We start from the raw sequence: 16,068 nt of genomic DNA, 5'->3' as shown, positions 1-16,068 counted from the left end.
CGCACACCTTCGGGGGGAACCCGCCCATGTGGCACAACACCTACTTCGTCATCCCCGCCGTCCTGCTGGTGGCGGCCTCGCTGTACGCGTCCCGGACCAAGCAGCGGGTCGGCCACGTCCCGCACGTCCAGGGCCTGCCGGGCCGCGGCCTGCCGCTGATGGACGCCGCCTTCCTGTCCGGCGGCCCCGGCCGGGTCTTCGACACCGCCCTGATCCGGATGCACCTCTCCGAGCGGGCCGTGATCAGCCGCGCCGGCCTGGTCACCCTCACCGGGCACAAGCCGTACGACGCCGTCGACCAGGCCGTCCTGGACGCCGTCGGCCCGGGCGGCAGCCGTGAACTCGCCCCGCTGCGCCGCGCCGTGATGCGCTCCGCCGCCGTGCAGGAGATCGGCGACCGGCTCGCCGACCGCGGCCTGATGCGCCACCCCGAGCGGCTGCGGCGGGCCCGCACCGCCCGGCGGCTGCTCTGGCTCGCGCTGCTCGGCGTCGCCGTCTCGACCGTCCTCTCCCACGTGCTGGACGAGGGCGGCGCCGGCTCCGACCGCCCCGCGCTGTGGATCCCGGTGGTGCTCCTGGTCTTCGGCGGGATCAGCCTGCTCGTCACCTGGCCAGCCAAGGGCCGGATCACCCCGGCCGGGCGGCGCCAGCTCTCCCTGATGAAGGTCGGCACGCCGTGGACGCCGAGCGCCGGCCTGTCGCCGAAGGCGACCGGCGGCGTGCTGCTGGGCGCCCTCGCGCTCGGCGGGCTGGCCACCGCCGGGCTGGAGGACGACGAGCTGCGGTCCGCGATGCTGGCCGCGTCCGCCCAGGACGAGGCGATGAAGTCGGCCGCCGCGAGCTCCTACGCCGCCTCCTCCTCGACGGGCTCCTCCACCAGCTCTCCCCCCAGCTCGTGCAGCTCGTCCGGGTCCTCCTGCGGGGGCTCCACGGCCTGGTGCGGCTCCTCCCACTCCGGCTCCTCCGGCTGCGGGGGAAGCGGCAGCAGCTGCGGATCCTCGTCCTCCAGCTGCGGCTCCGGCTCCAGCAGTTGCGGCTCCTCCTCGTCGAGCTGCGGGTCGTCCTCCTCCAGTTGCGGGTCGTCCTCGTCGAGCTGCGGTGGTGGCGGCGGCTGCGGCTCCTGACGTCACAGTTCGGTATCGCGGTCCGGGAAGCCGTTCCCCGCGCCATCGGCCCAGGCATACAACAAGCCCATGTGGTTGCTGTTCCTGATACCGGCGTGCGTCGCGGCGGTCCTCTCGTGTCTCCGGCTCGTCCGGACGACCGCCACCGCCGACGCCCTGGCCGAGGCGGACGGCCTGCGCCCGCCCGAGGCCGTCGGGATCGGGCTGTACGAGACGGCCTACCTGGCCGGCGGCCCGGACCGGGTGGTCGAACTCGCCCTCGTCCTGATGGCCGGCCGGGGCCGGCTGCACCTGGCGCACACCGGCTGGACCACGGTGGTCGACCCCCGGGGCCGCAGCCGCCTGGAGCGCGCGGTCATCGTCACCGTCGGCCCCGACGGCCAGTGCCGCACCGACGGGCTGCGCCGGGCGATGGCCGAGCACCCGACCGTCCTGGAGATCGGCGCCCGGCTCTCGCTGGCCGGCCTGGCCACCCCGGCCCTGGTCCAGCGCAGCACCGTCCTGGTGGTCCGGCAGGTGCGGCACGCACTGCTGCTGACGCTCCTCCTGCTGGCCGCCGCGCTGACCCTCACCGGCTTCACCGGCGGTGACACCGTCGCCCCGCTCGCCTGGTTCTCGCTGCCGCTGGTGCTCACCTCGGGCACCCTGCTGATGGCCCGGGTCGACGTCTACCCCTACACCCGCTGGGCGTCCCCGGTCGGCCAGGAGGTGCTGCGCGAGGTCCGACCGGCCCGCCAGCACGGCCTCGCGGACGACGAGGAGCGCGAACTGCTCACCGCCGTCGCCATGAACGGCCCCGCCGTCCTCCCCGACCCCCGCCTGCGCGCCGCCCTCCGCCCCCACCGGACGTGACACGCAAACGGGGCCCGCCGAAGCGAACCCCGTTCACCGATCCCGCGGAACTCAGGCCAGGCCGTTGAGCAGCTCGCTGACCGGCTTGCGGCGGCCGGTGAAGAACGGCACCTCCTCGCGGACGTGCAGCCGGGCCCGGGAGGGGCGCAGGTCGCGCATCAGGTCGACGATGCGGTGCAGCTCGTCCGCCTCGAAGGCGAGCAGCCACTCGTAGTCGCCGAGCGCGAACGAGGCCACCGTGTTGGCCCGCACGTCCGGGTAGCCGCGGGCCATCTGGCCGTGCTCGGCGAGCATCGCGCGCCGCTCGGCGTCCGGCAGCAGGTACCACTCGTAGGAGCGGACGAACGGGTACACGCAGACGTAGTCGCGCGCGCGCTCGTCGGCGAGGAACGCCGGGATGTGCGACTTGTTGAACTCGGCGGGGCGGTGCAGCGCCATGTTGGACCAGACCGGCTCCAGCTGACGGCCCAGACCGGTGCGGCGGAAGCGGTTGTACGCCTCCTGCAGGTCGTCCGAATCCTCGGCGTGCCACCAGACCATGAGGTCGGCGTCCGCGCGCAGACCGGACACGTCGTACGTGCCGCGCACCGTCACGTCCTTCGCGGCCAGCTGGGCGAACAGCTCGTCCACCTCGGCGGCCAGCGCCGTCCGGTCCTCGGGCAGCGTGCCCTTGAGCTTGAACACCGACCACATGGTGTAGCGGATGACCTGGTTCAGGTCGCGCGCCTTCTTCTTCTCGGGCTGCTGCTCCGGCTGCCGCTCAACGGTCTCAGTCATGCGCCCATTGTCCTCTCCGTGGAACCTTCCCCGGTTGCCGGGGTCAACAGTTTGTCGAGGGCGGCCACCGCGGCGGCCGCCGAGCCGATGCAGGCCGGAATGCCGACCCCGTCGTACGCGGCGCCGCACAGCGCCAGTCCCCCCACCCCGGCCGCCGCCGCCCGGACCCGGGCCACCCGGTCCAGGTGGCCCACCGGGTACTGCGGCAGGCCCGCCCGGAAGCGCGAGACGGCGGTGTCGTACGGCCGGGCGGTCAGGCCGATCGCCTCCCGGAGGTCCGCCAGCGACCGTGCCACCAGTTCCTCGTCCGGCAGCTCCAGTGCCTCCTCCTCGCGGTAGCGGCCCAGCGAGGTGCGCAGCAGGAACGCGTCCGGGGCGGAACGCCCCAGCCAGCCCCACTTGTTGGAGGAGAAGGTCGACGCCTTGATCCGCCGCCCGTCCACCGGCGGCACCAGGAACCCGCTGCCGGCCGGCAGCTCCGCCAGGTCGGCCCGGCGGAACGCCAGGGTCACCAGCGCCATGCCCGCGTACTCGACGGCGTCCAGCTCGGCGGCCGCCGCCGGCGCGTCCGCGCGCAGCAGCCGGGCCGCGGCCGGCGCCGGGACGGCCAGCACCACGGCGTCCGCGTGCAGCACCTCGCCGTCGCCGGTCACCACCCGCCAGCCCCCGGGGGTGCGGTGCAGCCCGTCCACCGGCGCACCAGTGCGCAGGTCCACGCCCGCCTTCCGGCAGGCGGTGGCGACGGCCTCCGGCAGGGTGCCGAGCCCGCCGCGCAGGCCCTGGAACACCGGTGTGCCGACCACCTTCGGCCGCGAGGCCAGCTCGTGCACCCCGTCGACCAGCGAGCCGCCGCCCCGCGCGATCGCCAGCAGCTGCGGCACGGCGGCGCGCAGCGAGATCTCCTCGGCCCGCCCGGCGTAGACGCCGCCCAGCAGCGGCTCGACCAGCCGGTCCACCACTTCCTGGCCCAGCCGGTCGGCGACGTAGCGGCCGATCGCCACGTCGTCCCCGACCTCGGTGGCGCCCTCGTGCCGGGCCCGCTCCAGCCCCGCGGCGGTGAGCACTCCGGAGGCCGCCAGCGCGTCCAGGTCGCCCGGGACGCCCATCACCTGCCCGCCCGGCAGCGGGCGCAGTGCGCCCCGCGTCCAGATCGAGGCCTTCGCGGTGGTCGGCGGCTCCAGTTCCTCGCCCAGCCCGACCGCCCGTGCCAGCTCCACCGCCTCCGGCCGCCGCGCGAGCATCGACTCGGCCCCCAGGTCCACCCGGACCCCGCCGACCTCGCCGCCCCGCAGCTTCCCGCCGACCCGCTCAGACGCCTCCAGCAGCGTCACCCGCGCCCGCGCCGGCCCCCCGGCGGCCCCGCTCAGAAAGGCGGCCGCAGCCAGCCCCGCGATCCCACCACCGACGACGACGACCTGTGCATCCGACATGCCTCGCAGTCTCGCAGGTCTTTACACCGGGCCCTCAATCCGCCAGCGCGTTCAGGTCGATCATGATCGGGAACGGCACCGGGCGCTCCAACGACTCCCGGAAGATCCCGGCGGGCACGTACGCCGAGGTCGCCTGGTCCAGCTCGTAGACGTGTACGGCTGGCCGACCGCCCTCTTCCTCCTCGACGATCCAGTAGTGCGGGATCCCTGCCTCGGCATACTTGCGGACCTTGACGAAACGGTCACGGTCTACGGACTCAGGCGAGACGACCTCGATGACGAGCAGGACTTCATCAGGAGTGAACTGCGTGCGCTTTCTCTCGAAATTGGCCTTGACGACGAGAACGTCCGGCTCGGGACGGTTCCGCCTGTCGAGCTTGATCGACATCTCCCGCCCGACCCTGGCCCCTTCCGGGACCTGGGGAATCAGCGCCATCTTCAGGTTGTCGACAACTTCACCGTGCCACCAGCGCTGCGGAGACATCACGAAGACCAGTGCCCCATCGATCAGTTCGGTGTGGCGCGGCGCCTGCGGCAGGTGGTCGAGGTCATCGGCAAACCAGCCCTCGTCTCTGGGCGCGTACATCCAGTCCGGCAGCTCGCTCATGCTCCCAAGATAGCGAGTTCCGAGGCCCTGCGAGCCGCTGCCTAGGCTGTGTGCTATGGAACCGATCGTGGTGAGTGCGTGTCTGGCCGGGGTGCCGTGCCGGTACGACGGGCGGGCGAAGACCTCGCCGGACGTGGTGGGGCTGGTCGAGGCGGGGCGGGCGGTGGTGGTGTGCCCGGAGGGGGCCGGCGGGCTGCCGACCCCGCGCCCTGCGGCGGAGATCGTCGGCGGGGACGGGGCGGACGTGCTGGACGGGCGGGCCCGGGTGGTGGACGCGACGGGCGCGGACTGTACGGCGGAGTTCGTGGCCGGGGCCCGGGCGGCGCTGGCGGCGGCCGAGGCCGCGGGGGCGCGGCGGGCGGTGCTGATGGCGCGCAGCCCGTCCTGCGGCTGCGGGCGGGTGTACGACGGGACGTTCACCGGGGAGCTGCGCCCCGGGGACGGGGTGACGGCGGCGCTGCTGCGGCGGGCGGGCATCGAGGTTGTCCGGTCCGCTGCCGAGCTGTGATCGAGTCGCGACCTCCCGGCGGGGTCCGCTCGGGGCGTTCCTTCGTCCAATGGGCAGATCTCACAGCGGACTTGGGGAGGGCTTCGGAATGGGGAGACGGGCAGGAACGGGGGCGCTGGCGGTAGCGACCGCGGGCGTGCTGCTGGTCGGGGCGTGCAGCGCCGGCGGTGCGGGCCGGGCGGGGGAGGCGGCGAAGGCGGACGCCGTCGCCCCGGCGGCACCGGCCGCCGCGCCGAGCGCCGCCGGGACGGCTCCGGCGGCGGGGGCGAGCGCCCAGCCGGTCGCGGACAACCGGCTGATCGCGTACACCGCGCAGTTGACGCTGCGGACCGGGGACGTCGCCCAGGTGCTGGCGAAGGCCCGGGAGTTGACGGCGGCCGCGGGTGGCTACGTCGGCACCGAGTCGGTACCCGGCGCGGTGGAGGGCGGGCCGGGGAGCACGGCGGGGGGCGAGGCGGGCGGCCAGCTGACGCTGAGGATCCCCTCCGCCGCCTACCAGCAGACGCTGGACCAGCTGGCCGCGCTGGGCCAGGTGGTGTCCCGCAGGAGCCAGGCGGACGATCTGACCCAGCAGGTCGCGGATGTGGCGAGCCGGGTGCAGACCCAGCAGGCGAGCGTGGAGCGGGTGCGGGCGCTGATGGGGCAGGCGAAGTCGCTGAGCGAGGTGACCACGCTGGAGGCCGAGTTGAGCCGCCGGGAGGCCGACCTGGAGTCGCTCCAGAAGCAGCAGAAGGAGCTGGCCGGCAAGACCTCGTTCTCGACCGTCACGCTGGACGTGCGCCGTGCGGCCGCCTCGCCGACGCCCACCCCGGCACCGCCGAAGGGCGGCGGCGAGGACTTCGGGGCGTCGGTCGGCTCCGCGCTGGGCGGCGGCTGGCACGTGCTGGTGGCGATCGTGCGCGCCCTGGCGGTGGGGCTCGCGGCGGTGGCGCCGTTCCTGCTGGTGCTGGGCGTCCCGGCGGCGCTGGTGTACCGGCTGCGGCGCCGGCGCCGCCCGGCGACCGCGCTGCCCCCGGAGTCCGGCCCGCGGGAAGGGCCCGCGGAGGACTGAGCGAGGACTGAGCACGGCGTGCCCCCGCCCGGTCGGGAGGGGGCACGCCGCCGGGGTCAGCGGGCGCTGGCCTCGTGGACGAAGGCGACGAGGCGGGAGAGGGCGTCCGGGTCCATGGACGGCAGGACGCCGTGGCCGAGGTTGAAGATGTGGCCGCTGGTGCCGAGGGCCTGGGCGGCGTGCAGCACCTCGCGGGCCTTGGTCTCGACGACCTTGGTGGGGGCGAACAGCACGGCCGGGTCGAGGTTGCCCTGGAGGCCCTTGCCGGGGCCGACGCGCTCGGCCGCGACGTTCAGCGGCACCCGCCAGTCGACGCCGACGATGTCCGCGCCGGCCTGGCCCATCAGGCCGAGGAGTTCGCCGGTGCCGACGCCGAAGTGGATCCGCGGCACGCCGTAGGAGGCGACGGCGTCGAAGACCTTGGTGCTGGACGGCATGACCGAGCGGCGGTAGTCGTCGGGGGCCAGCGAGCCGACCCAGGAGTCGAAGAGCTGGACGGCCGAGGCGCCGGCCTCGATCTGCACCTTCAGGAAGGTGGAGGTGATGTCGGCGAGCCGGTCGACCAGGGCGGCCCACAGCTCGGGCTGGCCGTACATCATGGCCTTGGTGTGCTCGTGGTTCTTGGACGGGCCGCCCTCGACCAGGTAGCTGGCCAGCGTGTAGGGGGCGCCGGCGAAGCCGATCAGCGGGGTCTCGCCGAGTTCGTCCACCAGCAGGCCGACGGCCTCGGTGATGTAGGGGACGTCGTCGGGCTCCAGCGGGCGCAGCCGCTTGAGGTCCTCGGCGGTGCGGATCGGGTCCGCGATGACCGGGCCGACGTTGGGCTTGATCTCGACGTCGATGCCGACGGCCTTGAGCGGCACCACGATGTCGCTGAAGAAGATCGCCGCGTCCACCTTGTGCCGACGGACCGGCTGGAGGGTGATCTCCTTGACCAGCTCGGGCCGCATGCAGGACTCCAGCATGGGGATGCCCTCGCGGACCTTCAGGTACTCGGGCAGCGAGCGGCCGGCCTGGCGCATGAACCACACCGGGGTGTGCGGCACGGGCTCGTGCCGGCAGGCGCGCAGGAACGCGGAGTCGTGCGCGGCGCCGCGGCGCGCGGGGGTGGGCCTGCCGTCGGGGGTGGCCGCCGTGGTGTCTGCCGTAGTCTCGCTCACGGTCCAAATCTTCGCATGCGCCTCGGGGCGCTCTTCCCGGCCGGTCTCGTCGGTTCCTCCAAGATCTGGCCGGGTTTGCCGTTCCGGCACGCCGCTCGGACGGAAGTTGCGGCCTTAACCGCGGTTTTCGACCTAGTCTTCGGGTCATGGCAGCGGTCGGCGGGCACCCCGCGCAGGGTGGCGGAGCAGGTGGCGGAACAGGTCGGGAGGGGGCTCCGAGCGAGTTCCGGGCCGCCGTGGAGGCCCTCGACGGAGCACGTCTGCGGCCCGAGATCCAGCTCTCCCCCGCGCCGGCCCCGCGCCGGCTGGCCCCGTACGCGTTCGCGGTGACCGCCTCGGTGGAGGTGGACGGCGAGGAGCTGGCGGACGGCCGGCTGGTGCTGCTGTACGACCCGGCCGGGCAGGAGGCCTGGAACGGGGAGTTCCGGGTGGTGACGATGACCCGGGCGGAGCTGGAGCCGGAGATGGCCGGCGACCCGATGCTCTCGGAGGTCGGCTGGGCCTGGCTGCTGGACTCGCTGCAGGCACACGGGGCCGGGTACGCGGAGCCGTCCGGCACGGTGAGCCACTGCGCCTCGCAGTACTTCGGCGGGCTGGCGGACCGCCCGTCCTCGACCGAGATCGAGATCCGGGCCTCCTGGACGCCGGCCGACGGCCGGTTCGAGCGGCACCTGGCGGCCTGGGGGGACCTGCTGTGCATCAGCGCCGGCCTGCCGCCGGCCGCGCCGGCCCCGCAGGCGCCGGCCGATGTGCCGTCACTCGGTGGGGTGGTCCCGATGCCCGCGCGGCGGCGTCCTCGTTCGCACTGAGGAGTGGCGCACCGGGCCGGGCGGCCCCGACCGCCCCGATGCCACCCCCAGGGCTGACGGAGTGTGACTTCGAACCCGCTCTGGGTCAATTAACCGGCTGAAACCGACCGATCAGCACCAGATCTGATCGATTTTGTGCGAATTCAGGACGGGTCGTATCACTCATATGCGCGATTTGTCCGTATTGTTACTCACTAGATCGTGATCTTTCGCTAAAGCCGGGCACGGTAGCTGCCGAAGCAGACTGTGACCCTTTCCGAACGCGGAACACTCCGACCGCCCCCTCGGGGTTCCGTCCGCCACTCCCCGCAGGAGGCCTGGTGTCGGTCCTTCTTGAGCACCCCGCAAACGTGGTCGCCTACCGGCCGACCAAGCCCACCGCCATGGTGGTCATCGCCGATCCCCGTGTCCGAAACACCGTCACCCGCCACCTGTGGGCGCTCGGCGTCCGGGACGTGATCGAGGTGTCCTCGATCGCCGAGGCCCGCCCCCGGGTCTCCACTCCGCGCGACATCTGCGTCGCCGACGTACACCTGCCGGACGGCTCCGGCCTGACCATCCTGGCCGAGACCCGCGCCGCGGGCTGGCCCAACGGCCTGGCCCTGTCCGCCGCCGACGACATCGGCGCCGTCCGCAGCGCGCTGGCCGGCGGCGTCAAGGGATACGTCGTCACGGGCACCCGCACCAACGTGGCGATGCCCGGCCGCCCGGGTCTGCCGCTCGGCGCCGCCGGGCTGGCCGGGCGGATGCGCCGCCCCGGCATGCCGGGCATGCCGGGCGCCGTGGGTGCGCCGGGCGCCCACGGAACCCACGGAGCCCCCGGTGCGCCCGGTGCGCCGGGCACGCAGCAGTCCGCCTACCGCGAGCTGTCGGGCCGTGAGGTCGAGGTGCTGCGGCTGGTCGCCGAAGGACAGTCGAACAAGGCGATCGGGGTGGCGATGGGCCTGTCCGCGCTCACCGTCAAGAGCCACCTCGCCCGGATCGCCCGCAAGCTGGGCACCGGCGACCGCGCCGGGATGGTCGCGGTCGCGCTGCGCACCGGCATCATCCACTGAGTCCTCGGACGGACCCGCCACGGCGGTCGAGGAGGAACGTTTCCTCCTCGGCCGCCGTAGCCGTGCCCCTCGGCCACCGCCCGGGCCCCGTGGCATAGTCACGGACCCGGTCTGACCAGTCCGACAACACTCCCGGCCGCGAGGACCGTCGTACCCTTGGTGGGTGACCGACGCCGTAGCAGCCATCCCAGAAGAAGCAGCCCCGGTCCCGCTCCTCGAACCGAAGGAGGGGATCCCGCCCGTCGTGGCGGACGAGCAGGCGCTGGCCGCCACCGTCGCCGCCTTCGCCGGGGGCACCGGACCGGTCGCCGTCGACGCCGAGCGGGCCTCCGGCTACCGCTACGGGCAGCGCGCGTACCTCATTCAGCTGCGCCGTGCGGGCGCCGGCAGTGCGCTGATCGACCCGATCGCCTGCCCCGACCTCAGCGGCCTGGGCGACGCCCTCGCCGACACCGAATGGGTGGTGCACGCGGCCACCCAGGACCTGCCCTGCCTGGCCGAGGTCGGCATGAGACCCCGGCAGCTGTTCGACACCGAGCTGGCCGGGCGGATCGCCGGCTTCGCCCGGGTCGGCCTCGGGCCGATGACCGAGAGCGTGCTCGGGCTGAGCCTGGCCAAGGAGCACTCCGCGGTCGACTGGTCCACCCGCCCGCTGCCCGAGCCGTGGCTGCGCTACGCCGCTCTGGACGTCGAGGTGCTGGTCGAGCTGCGCGACGCACTCGAACAGGAGCTGGACGCCCAGGGCAAGCTCGGCTGGGCCCTGGAGGAGTTCGCGGCGATCGCCGCCGCACCGCGCCCGGCTCCGCGCACCGACCCGTGGCGCCGCACCTCGCAGCTGCACAAGGTCCGCCGGCGCCGCCAGCTGGCCGTGGTGCGCGAGCTGTGGCTGGCCCGGGACCGGCTGGCGCAGGAGCGCGACGTCTCGCCGGGCCGGGTGCTCTCGGACGCCGCGATCGTCAACGCCGCACTGGCCATGCCGCTGAACATCGCCGCGCTGCAGGGCGTCCAGGGCTTCGGGCCGCGGGTGCACCGGCGCCAGCTGGAGCAGTGGCTGGCGGCCGTCCAGCGGGGCCGGGAGGTCCCGGAGAACCAGCTGCCGCCGGCCTCCGCGCCGCACGACGGGCCGCCGCCGCCGCGGGCCTGGGCCGAGAAGGACCCGGTGGCCGCCGCCCGGCTGTCCGGGGCGCGCGCCGCGGTCGCGGACCTCGCCGAGCGGCACAACCTGCCGGCCGAGAACCTGATCACCCCGGACCTGGTGCGCCGGGTCTCCTGGGAGCCGCCGGCCGATCCGGCCGCCGCGGGCGTGGCCGCCGCGCTGCGCCGGCTCGGCGCCCGGCAGTGGCAGGTCGACCTGGTGGCGCCGGTGGTGGCCGCCGCGTTCGCCGAGGCCGCGGCCGCCCAGGACTGACCTGGAGCGCGTCCGGAGGGGGTGCCGTCCTCGTGACGACACCCCCTTCGGCGTATTCGGGGTCCGTCTTTCGAACTCCGCCGGTCGGACGTGTCGCGGGACACACGGGGTGAACCCTCCGTGAGGCCTGGGCAGGTTGGTTACCGACCGGTAGCATGACGGTGAAGCGGCGCCGCTCGGGTCTTCACCGGCGGCAGCCTGCCCACCTCAAATGTTGGTCCCTGGGAGGAGAGCCCCCGTGCCTCGTACCGTGAGGGACGTCGTCTTCGTCGATGGCGTCCGCACCCCGTTCGGCAAGGCCGGCCCGAAGGGCATCTACCACGAGACGCGCGCCGACGACCTGGTCGTCAAGTGCATCCGGGAGCTCGTGCGCCGTAACCCGAACCTGCCCGTCGAGCGCATCGACGAGGTCGCCATCGCGGCCACCACGCAGATCGGCGACCAGGGTCTGACCATCGGGCGCACCGCCGCCCTGCTGTCCGGCCTGCCCAAGTCCGTCCCCGGCTACTCGATCGACCGCATGTGCGCCGGTGCGCTCACGGCCGTGACCGCCACCGCCGGCGGCATCGCCTTCGGCGCGTACGACGTGGTCGTGGCCGGCGGCGTCGAGCACATGGGCCGCCACCCGATGGGCGAGGGCGTCGACCCGAACCCGCGCTTCGTCTCCGAGAAGCTGGTCGACGAGTCCGCCCTGTTCATGGGCATGACGGCGGAGAACCTGCACGACCGGTTCCCGCACCTGACCAAGGAGCGCTGCGACGCCTACGCCGTGCGCTCGCAGGAGAAGGCCGCCAAGGCGTACGCCAACGGCGACATCCAGCCCGACCTGGTGCCGATCTCGATCCGCAACACCAACCCCGAGGTCGGCGAGACCGGCTGGGGCCTGGCCACCGTGGACGAGCCGATGCGCCCGGGCACCACGATGGAGAGCCTGGCCGGTCTGAAGACCCCCTTCCGCCCGCACGGCAACATCACCGCGGGCAACTCGGCCGGCCTCAACGACGGCGCCACCGCCTCGCTGCTGGCCGCCGAGGACGTCGCCGAGGAGCTCGGCCTCCCGGTCAAGATGCGCCTGGTCTCCTACGCCTTCGCGGGCGTGGAGCCCGAGGTCATGGGCATCGGCCCGGTGCCGGCCACCGAGAAGGCGCTGGCCAAGGCCGGTCTGACCATCGACGACATCCAGGCCTTCGAGGTCAACGAGGCCTTCGCCGTCCAGGTGCTGTCCTTCCTCGACCACTACGGCATCGCGGACGACGACGAGCGGGTCAACCCGTACGGCGGCGCGATCGCCTTCGGCCACCCGCTGGCCTCCTCCGGCGTGCGCCTGATGAACCAGCTGGCCCGCCGCTTCGAGCAGCGCCCGGACGTCCGCTACGGCCTCACCACGATGTGCATCGGCTTCGGCATGGGCGGGACCGTCATCTGGGAGAACCCGCACTGGAGCGGAGCGGAAAAGTCGTCCGAGCTCGAGGGTGGTAAGTGAACATGACGAGCACCACTGAGCTGCTGCAGCACGGCGCCGAGCTGTTCCCCGGCGAGGTCGTCACGACCGCGCACGTGCGCCACCTGGACCTGCCGCTGCAGGCCGGCAAGCTGGCCCTGATCACCCTGGACAACGGCTTCGACCACACCAAGCCGACCACCTTCGGCCCGGGCTCGCTGCTGAAGCTGTCCACCGCGCTGGACCAGGTCGAGGCCGAGGCCGCCGAGGGCAAGGTCGTCGCCGTCGCCGTCACCGGCAAGCCGTTCATCTTCGCGGTCGGCGCCGACCTCAAGGGCGTCGAGCTGCTCAAGGAGCACGCGGACGCGCTGGCCATCGGCAAGGGCGGCCACGAGGTCTTCAAGCGGATCGCCGCGCTGCCCGTCCCCTCCTTCGCCTTCTACAACGGCGCGGCGATGGGCGGCGGCGTCGAGGTCGGCCTGCACGCCACCTACCGCACGGTCAGCGCGGGCGTCCCGGCGTTCTCGCTGCCGGAGGTCTTCCTGGGCCTCGTCCCCGGCTGGGGCGGCTGCACCCTGCTGCCGAACCTGATCGGCCCCTCGAAGGCGATCAAGGTCATCATCGAGAACTCGATGAACCAGAACAAGCAGCTCAAGGGCAAGGACGTGTTCGAGCTGGGGATCGCCGACGCGATCTTCGAGCCGGCCGACTTCCTGGAGCAGTCGCTGCTGTGGGCCGCCAAGGTCCTCAAGGGCGACGTCGTCGTCGAGCGCGAGGAGATCGACCGCGGCAAGGCCTGGGACGACGCCGTCGCCTGGGGCCGCCTGGTCGCCGACGCCAAGGTGCACGGCGCCGCGCCGGCCGCCTACAAGGCGCTGGACATCATCCAGCAGGTCAAGGACTCCGACCTCCAGGCCGGCTTCGACGCCGAGGACGCGGCCCTGGCCGACCTCATCATGAGCGGCGAGCTGCGCAGCGGCATCTACGCCTTCAACCTGGTGCAGCGCCGGGCGAAGCGCCCGGTCGGCGCGCCGGACAAGTCGCTGGCCCGCCCGGTCAGCAAGGTCGGCGTCGTCGGCGCCGGTCTGATGGCCTCGCAGCTGGCGCTGCTGTTCGCCCGCCGTCTGGAGGTGCCGGTGGTCCTCACCGACATCGACCAGGAGCGCGTCGACAAGGGCGTCGGCTACGTCCACGCCGAGATCGACAAGCTGCTCGGCAAGGGCCGGATCGGCCAGGACAAGGCCAACCGTCTCAAGGGCCTGGTCAGCGGCTCGCTCGACAAGGCCGCCGCCTTCGGCGACGCGGACTTCGTGATCGAGGCCGTGTTCGAGGAGATGGGCGTCAAGCAGACCGTCTTCGCGGACCTGGAGAACGTGGTCTCGCCGACCTGCGTGCTGGCGACCAACACCTCCTCGCTGTCGGTCACCGAGATGGCCTCGAAGCTGAAGCACCCCGAGCGGGTCGTCGGCTTCCACTTCTTCAACCCGGTCGCGATCCTGCCGCTGCTGGAGATCGTCCGCGGCGAGCAGACCGACGACGCCTCGCTGGCCACCGCCTTCGGCGTCTCGAAGAAGCTGAAGAAGACCTCGGTGCTGGTCAAGGACGCCCCGGCGTTCGTGGTGAACCGGATCCTGACCCGCTTCATGGGCGAGATCCAGACCATCATCGACGAGGGCACCCCGATCGCCACCGTCGAGAAGGGCGTCGAGCCGCTCGGCCTGCCGATGTCCCCGATCGTGCTGCTGGAGCTGGTCGGCCCGGCCATCGCGCTGCACGTCTCGGAGACCCTGCACGGCGCGTTCCCGGAGCGGTTCGCCGTCTCCGAGAACCTCGGCAAGGTGGTCAAGGCCGGCAAGCGCGGCTTCTACACCTGGGTGGACGGCAAGCAGGTCCTCGACCCCGAGGTGCTGGAGCTGCTGACCTTCGGCGACACCGTGCTGACCAAGGAGCAGGTCCTGGACCGCGCCCTGGAGGCCGTGGCCCAGGAGATCGGCCTGATGCTGGAGGAGGGTGTCGTCGCCGAGGCGCAGGACATCGACCTCTGCATGATCACCGGCGCCGGCTGGCCCTTCCACCTGGGCGGGATCACCCCGTACCTGGACCGTGAGGGCGTCTCGGAGCGGGTGAACGGCAAGCGCTTCCTCGCCCCCGGCGTGGCTTCGGTGCCCGCGTAACGCGTAGCGCCCCCGCACATGCCGGAGCCCCGGTGACCTGGACGGTCACCGGGGCTCCGGCATGTGCGGGGGCGGTCAGCTCTTCTTGAGGCGGTAGACCACGGTGTCGGCGAAGACGCCGACCATCTCGTAGTGGGTGTCCAGCAGGTTCTCGATCCGCGGGACCAGCACCGGCTGGTACGGGGCGATGCCGGAGTCGTCCACCACGACCTCGGGCAGGTTGTCGGCGAGCTCCTTGTCGAAGGTCTGCCAGGCGTTGCTGACGCTGAACTGCTCGCCCACGTTGGCGTTGCCGTCCTTGCCGCCGCTGTAGTTGGTCAGGAAGCCGGCGGTCAGGTAGCGGGTGGCGGGCTTGCGGTCGGCCAACCAGTACAGCTCGGGGTGCATGCCCCAGACCAGGACGGTGTCCTTGGGGGTGGTCTGGGCGGCGACCGCGGTGGCGACCTCGGTGGTGCGGTCGAGCCGCTCCCCCGGCCAGGCCAGGGCCAGCGCCCAGAAGACCGTCGAGGCGACCGTGGTGTACACCAGGACGGGCTTCCAGCGGACCGCCGAGGTGGCCACCGCCCCGGTGCCCAGCAGCACCAGCGGGGGGATCAGCTGTAGGTAGTAGTGGCCGAAGAAGTGGAAGCCCACGCTGACCGCGACGACCGAGGAGGCCAGCCAGACCCACAGGTCGCCGGTGGAGCCGTGCTCCTCCCCGGCGACGGGCAGCGGACGGTGGCGGTGCTTGAGCCAGAGCCGGCGCCCGACCGGGAGCAGGAAGCCCAGCCCGGCCGCGACCAGGATGGCCGAGTTGCCGAGCGCGCGGCCGATCATCTGGAGCCAGGCGCCGCCGAAGGAGGCATAGTCCCCGCTGCCGGTGACCACCCAGAACAGGAAGCCCTTGGGCTTGGTCAGGATGACCGCGACCAGCGCTATCGGCAGGATGAAGCCGAAGCCGATCTTGAACAGGGCGGGCGGCCAGCGCACCCCGCGCCGGCGGGCGTCCTGGAACAGCATCCAGAGCACGGGCAGCAGCACCGCGCCGCCGGTCTGCTTGGTCAGCGAGCAGAGCGCCACCGCGATGCCCGCGGCCAGCCAGCGGCGGCGCTCGGCGTACCGGAACGCGGCCACCATGGCGGGCAGCATGAAGACCTCGAAGGTCGCCGCCTGGGTGTCCTCCGGGGAGAGCCCGATGGAGACCAGCAGGTAGAGCAGCCCCGCACCGGCCCCGGCCCGGTTGCCCCAGCGGCCGCGGGCGATGGACGCCAGCAGGATCGCGGTGACCAGGTGGGCGCCCACCGCCAGGGTGCGCAGCGGCCACAGCGAGGCGGAGCCGAAGATCGTGAAGCAGGCCTGGTAGAGCCAGGGGAGCAACGGCGGCTTGCGGTCCACCACGGTGTCGTACAGCACTCCGCCGTCGGCCAGCATCCGGGCCTGGGTGGCCAGGAACCCCTCGTCGGGGCTCCAGACGGGCCGGGCGAAGGACGGGATGTGGGTGAGCAGTGCGACCAGCGCGAGCACCGGCACCAGCCTCGTCCAGTACCCGGTCTGCACATGGGTACGGACGCGCTCGGGCAGGCGCTCGGCCATTCCGGCGAAGCGGAAGCGGGTGGGGGTGGGCACGGATGACAACCTACCGGGCGGGATCGGCGCGGGCGGCGCCGGTCCCGCCTTTCGGTGCGATTGTCAG

At 73.1% G+C, this 16,068-nt stretch carries 14 protein-coding genes; 9 read left to right on the top strand and 5 right to left on the bottom strand.

The window, feature by feature from the left end:
• Window positions 1–26: 26 nt before the first annotated feature.
• Together ACIP37_RS15525 and ACIP37_RS15520 are read left to right on the top strand one after the other, a co-directional pair.
• Window positions 27–1,124, top strand: coding sequence for a TIGR04222 domain-containing membrane protein (locus tag ACIP37_RS15525; RefSeq protein ID WP_363627964.1), 1,098 nt, complete (start codon window positions 27–29; stop codon window positions 1,122–1,124).
• Between the two features lie 69 nt (window positions 1,125–1,193).
• A complete protein-coding gene (locus tag ACIP37_RS15520; protein ID WP_363580396.1) occupies window positions 1,194–1,976 on the top strand; it encodes a TIGR04222 domain-containing membrane protein in 783 nt (260 codons plus the stop codon).
• Window positions 1,977–2,027: 51 nt separating this feature from the next.
• Here ACIP37_RS15520 and hemQ read toward each other — a convergent pair whose 3' ends face one another.
• Genes hemQ through ACIP37_RS15505 form a run of 3 tightly spaced genes read right to left on the bottom strand, consistent with a single transcriptional unit; the run spans window position 2,028 to window position 4,790 of the window.
• Entirely contained in the window at window positions 2,028–2,753 is a 726-nt protein-coding gene (gene hemQ / locus ACIP37_RS15515) for a hydrogen peroxide-dependent heme synthase (RefSeq protein ID WP_363580394.1), read from the bottom strand.
• Complete coding sequence (gene hemG / locus ACIP37_RS15510; protein ID WP_363627965.1) at window positions 2,750–4,183, bottom strand: protoporphyrinogen oxidase; 1,434 nt, start codon at window positions 4,181–4,183, stop codon at window positions 2,750–2,752. Before hemG ends, hemQ begins: the two co-directional genes overlap by 4 nt.
• Before the next feature lie 34 nt (window positions 4,184–4,217).
• Window positions 4,218–4,790 (bottom strand): Uma2 family endonuclease, encoded by a 573-nt coding sequence (locus ACIP37_RS15505; protein ID WP_363618745.1) that lies wholly within the window; start codon window positions 4,788–4,790, stop codon window positions 4,218–4,220.
• A gap of 55 nt (window positions 4,791–4,845) precedes the next feature.
• On the opposite strand from ACIP37_RS15505, the gene ACIP37_RS15500 reads away from it, so the two are divergent.
• Together ACIP37_RS15500 and ACIP37_RS15495 are read left to right on the top strand one after the other, a co-directional pair.
• Window positions 4,846–5,298 carry a DUF523 domain-containing protein gene (locus ACIP37_RS15500; protein ID WP_363627966.1) on the top strand — a complete coding sequence of 151 codons (453 nt, stop codon included), beginning with the start codon at window positions 4,846–4,848 and terminating at the stop codon, window positions 5,296–5,298.
• Window positions 5,299–5,386: 88 nt separating this feature from the next.
• Window positions 5,387–6,349, top strand: coding sequence for a DUF4349 domain-containing protein (locus ACIP37_RS15495; protein WP_400807424.1), 963 nt, complete (start codon window positions 5,387–5,389; stop codon window positions 6,347–6,349).
• A gap of 56 nt (window positions 6,350–6,405) precedes the next feature.
• On the opposite strand, the gene hemE is transcribed toward ACIP37_RS15495, so the two are convergent.
• On the bottom strand, window positions 6,406–7,509 hold the full coding sequence (hemE, locus tag ACIP37_RS15490) for a uroporphyrinogen decarboxylase (RefSeq protein WP_063349474.1): 1,104 nt from the start codon (window positions 7,507–7,509) through the stop codon (window positions 6,406–6,408).
• A gap of 146 nt (window positions 7,510–7,655) precedes the next feature.
• Here hemE and ACIP37_RS15485 point away from each other — a divergent pair, with 146 nt between their 5' ends.
• The 5 genes from ACIP37_RS15485 (at window position 7,656) to ACIP37_RS15465 (ending at window position 14,396) form a co-directional block, all read left to right on the top strand.
• Window positions 7,656–8,318, top strand: a complete 663-nt coding sequence (locus ACIP37_RS15485; protein WP_363368843.1) for a DUF3000 domain-containing protein — start codon at window positions 7,656–7,658, stop codon at window positions 8,316–8,318.
• A 320-nt stretch (window positions 8,319–8,638) separates the two neighbouring features.
• Complete coding sequence (locus tag ACIP37_RS15480; protein WP_063349472.1) at window positions 8,639–9,373, top strand: response regulator transcription factor; 735 nt, start codon at window positions 8,639–8,641, stop codon at window positions 9,371–9,373.
• A gap of 163 nt (window positions 9,374–9,536) precedes the next feature.
• Complete coding sequence (locus tag ACIP37_RS15475; RefSeq protein ID WP_363580384.1) at window positions 9,537–10,781, top strand: HRDC domain-containing protein; 1,245 nt, start codon at window positions 9,537–9,539, stop codon at window positions 10,779–10,781.
• A 238-nt stretch (window positions 10,782–11,019) separates the two neighbouring features.
• Complete coding sequence (locus ACIP37_RS15470; RefSeq protein ID WP_363580382.1) at window positions 11,020–12,264, top strand: acetyl-CoA C-acyltransferase; 1,245 nt, start codon at window positions 11,020–11,022, stop codon at window positions 12,262–12,264.
• A gap of 2 nt (window positions 12,265–12,266) precedes the next feature.
• Window positions 12,267–14,396, top strand: coding sequence for a 3-hydroxyacyl-CoA dehydrogenase NAD-binding domain-containing protein (locus ACIP37_RS15465; RefSeq protein ID WP_400807418.1), 2,130 nt, complete (start codon window positions 12,267–12,269; stop codon window positions 14,394–14,396).
• Between the two features lie 75 nt (window positions 14,397–14,471).
• Here ACIP37_RS15465 and ACIP37_RS15460 read toward each other — a convergent pair whose 3' ends face one another.
• Window positions 14,472–16,001: a glycosyltransferase family 39 protein gene (locus ACIP37_RS15460; protein ID WP_363580378.1), complete on the bottom strand. Its 1,530-nt coding sequence runs from the start codon at window positions 15,999–16,001 to the stop codon at window positions 14,472–14,474.
• Window positions 16,002–16,068 lie beyond the last annotated feature (67 nt).

The organism is Kitasatospora sp. NPDC088861 (assembly GCF_044750105.1).
Classification (GTDB): Bacteria; Actinomycetota; Actinomycetes; order Streptomycetales; family Streptomycetaceae; genus Kitasatospora.
The sequence above is the reverse complement of the archived record's forward strand: the minus strand, read 5'-3'. Positions and strand labels throughout refer to the sequence as shown.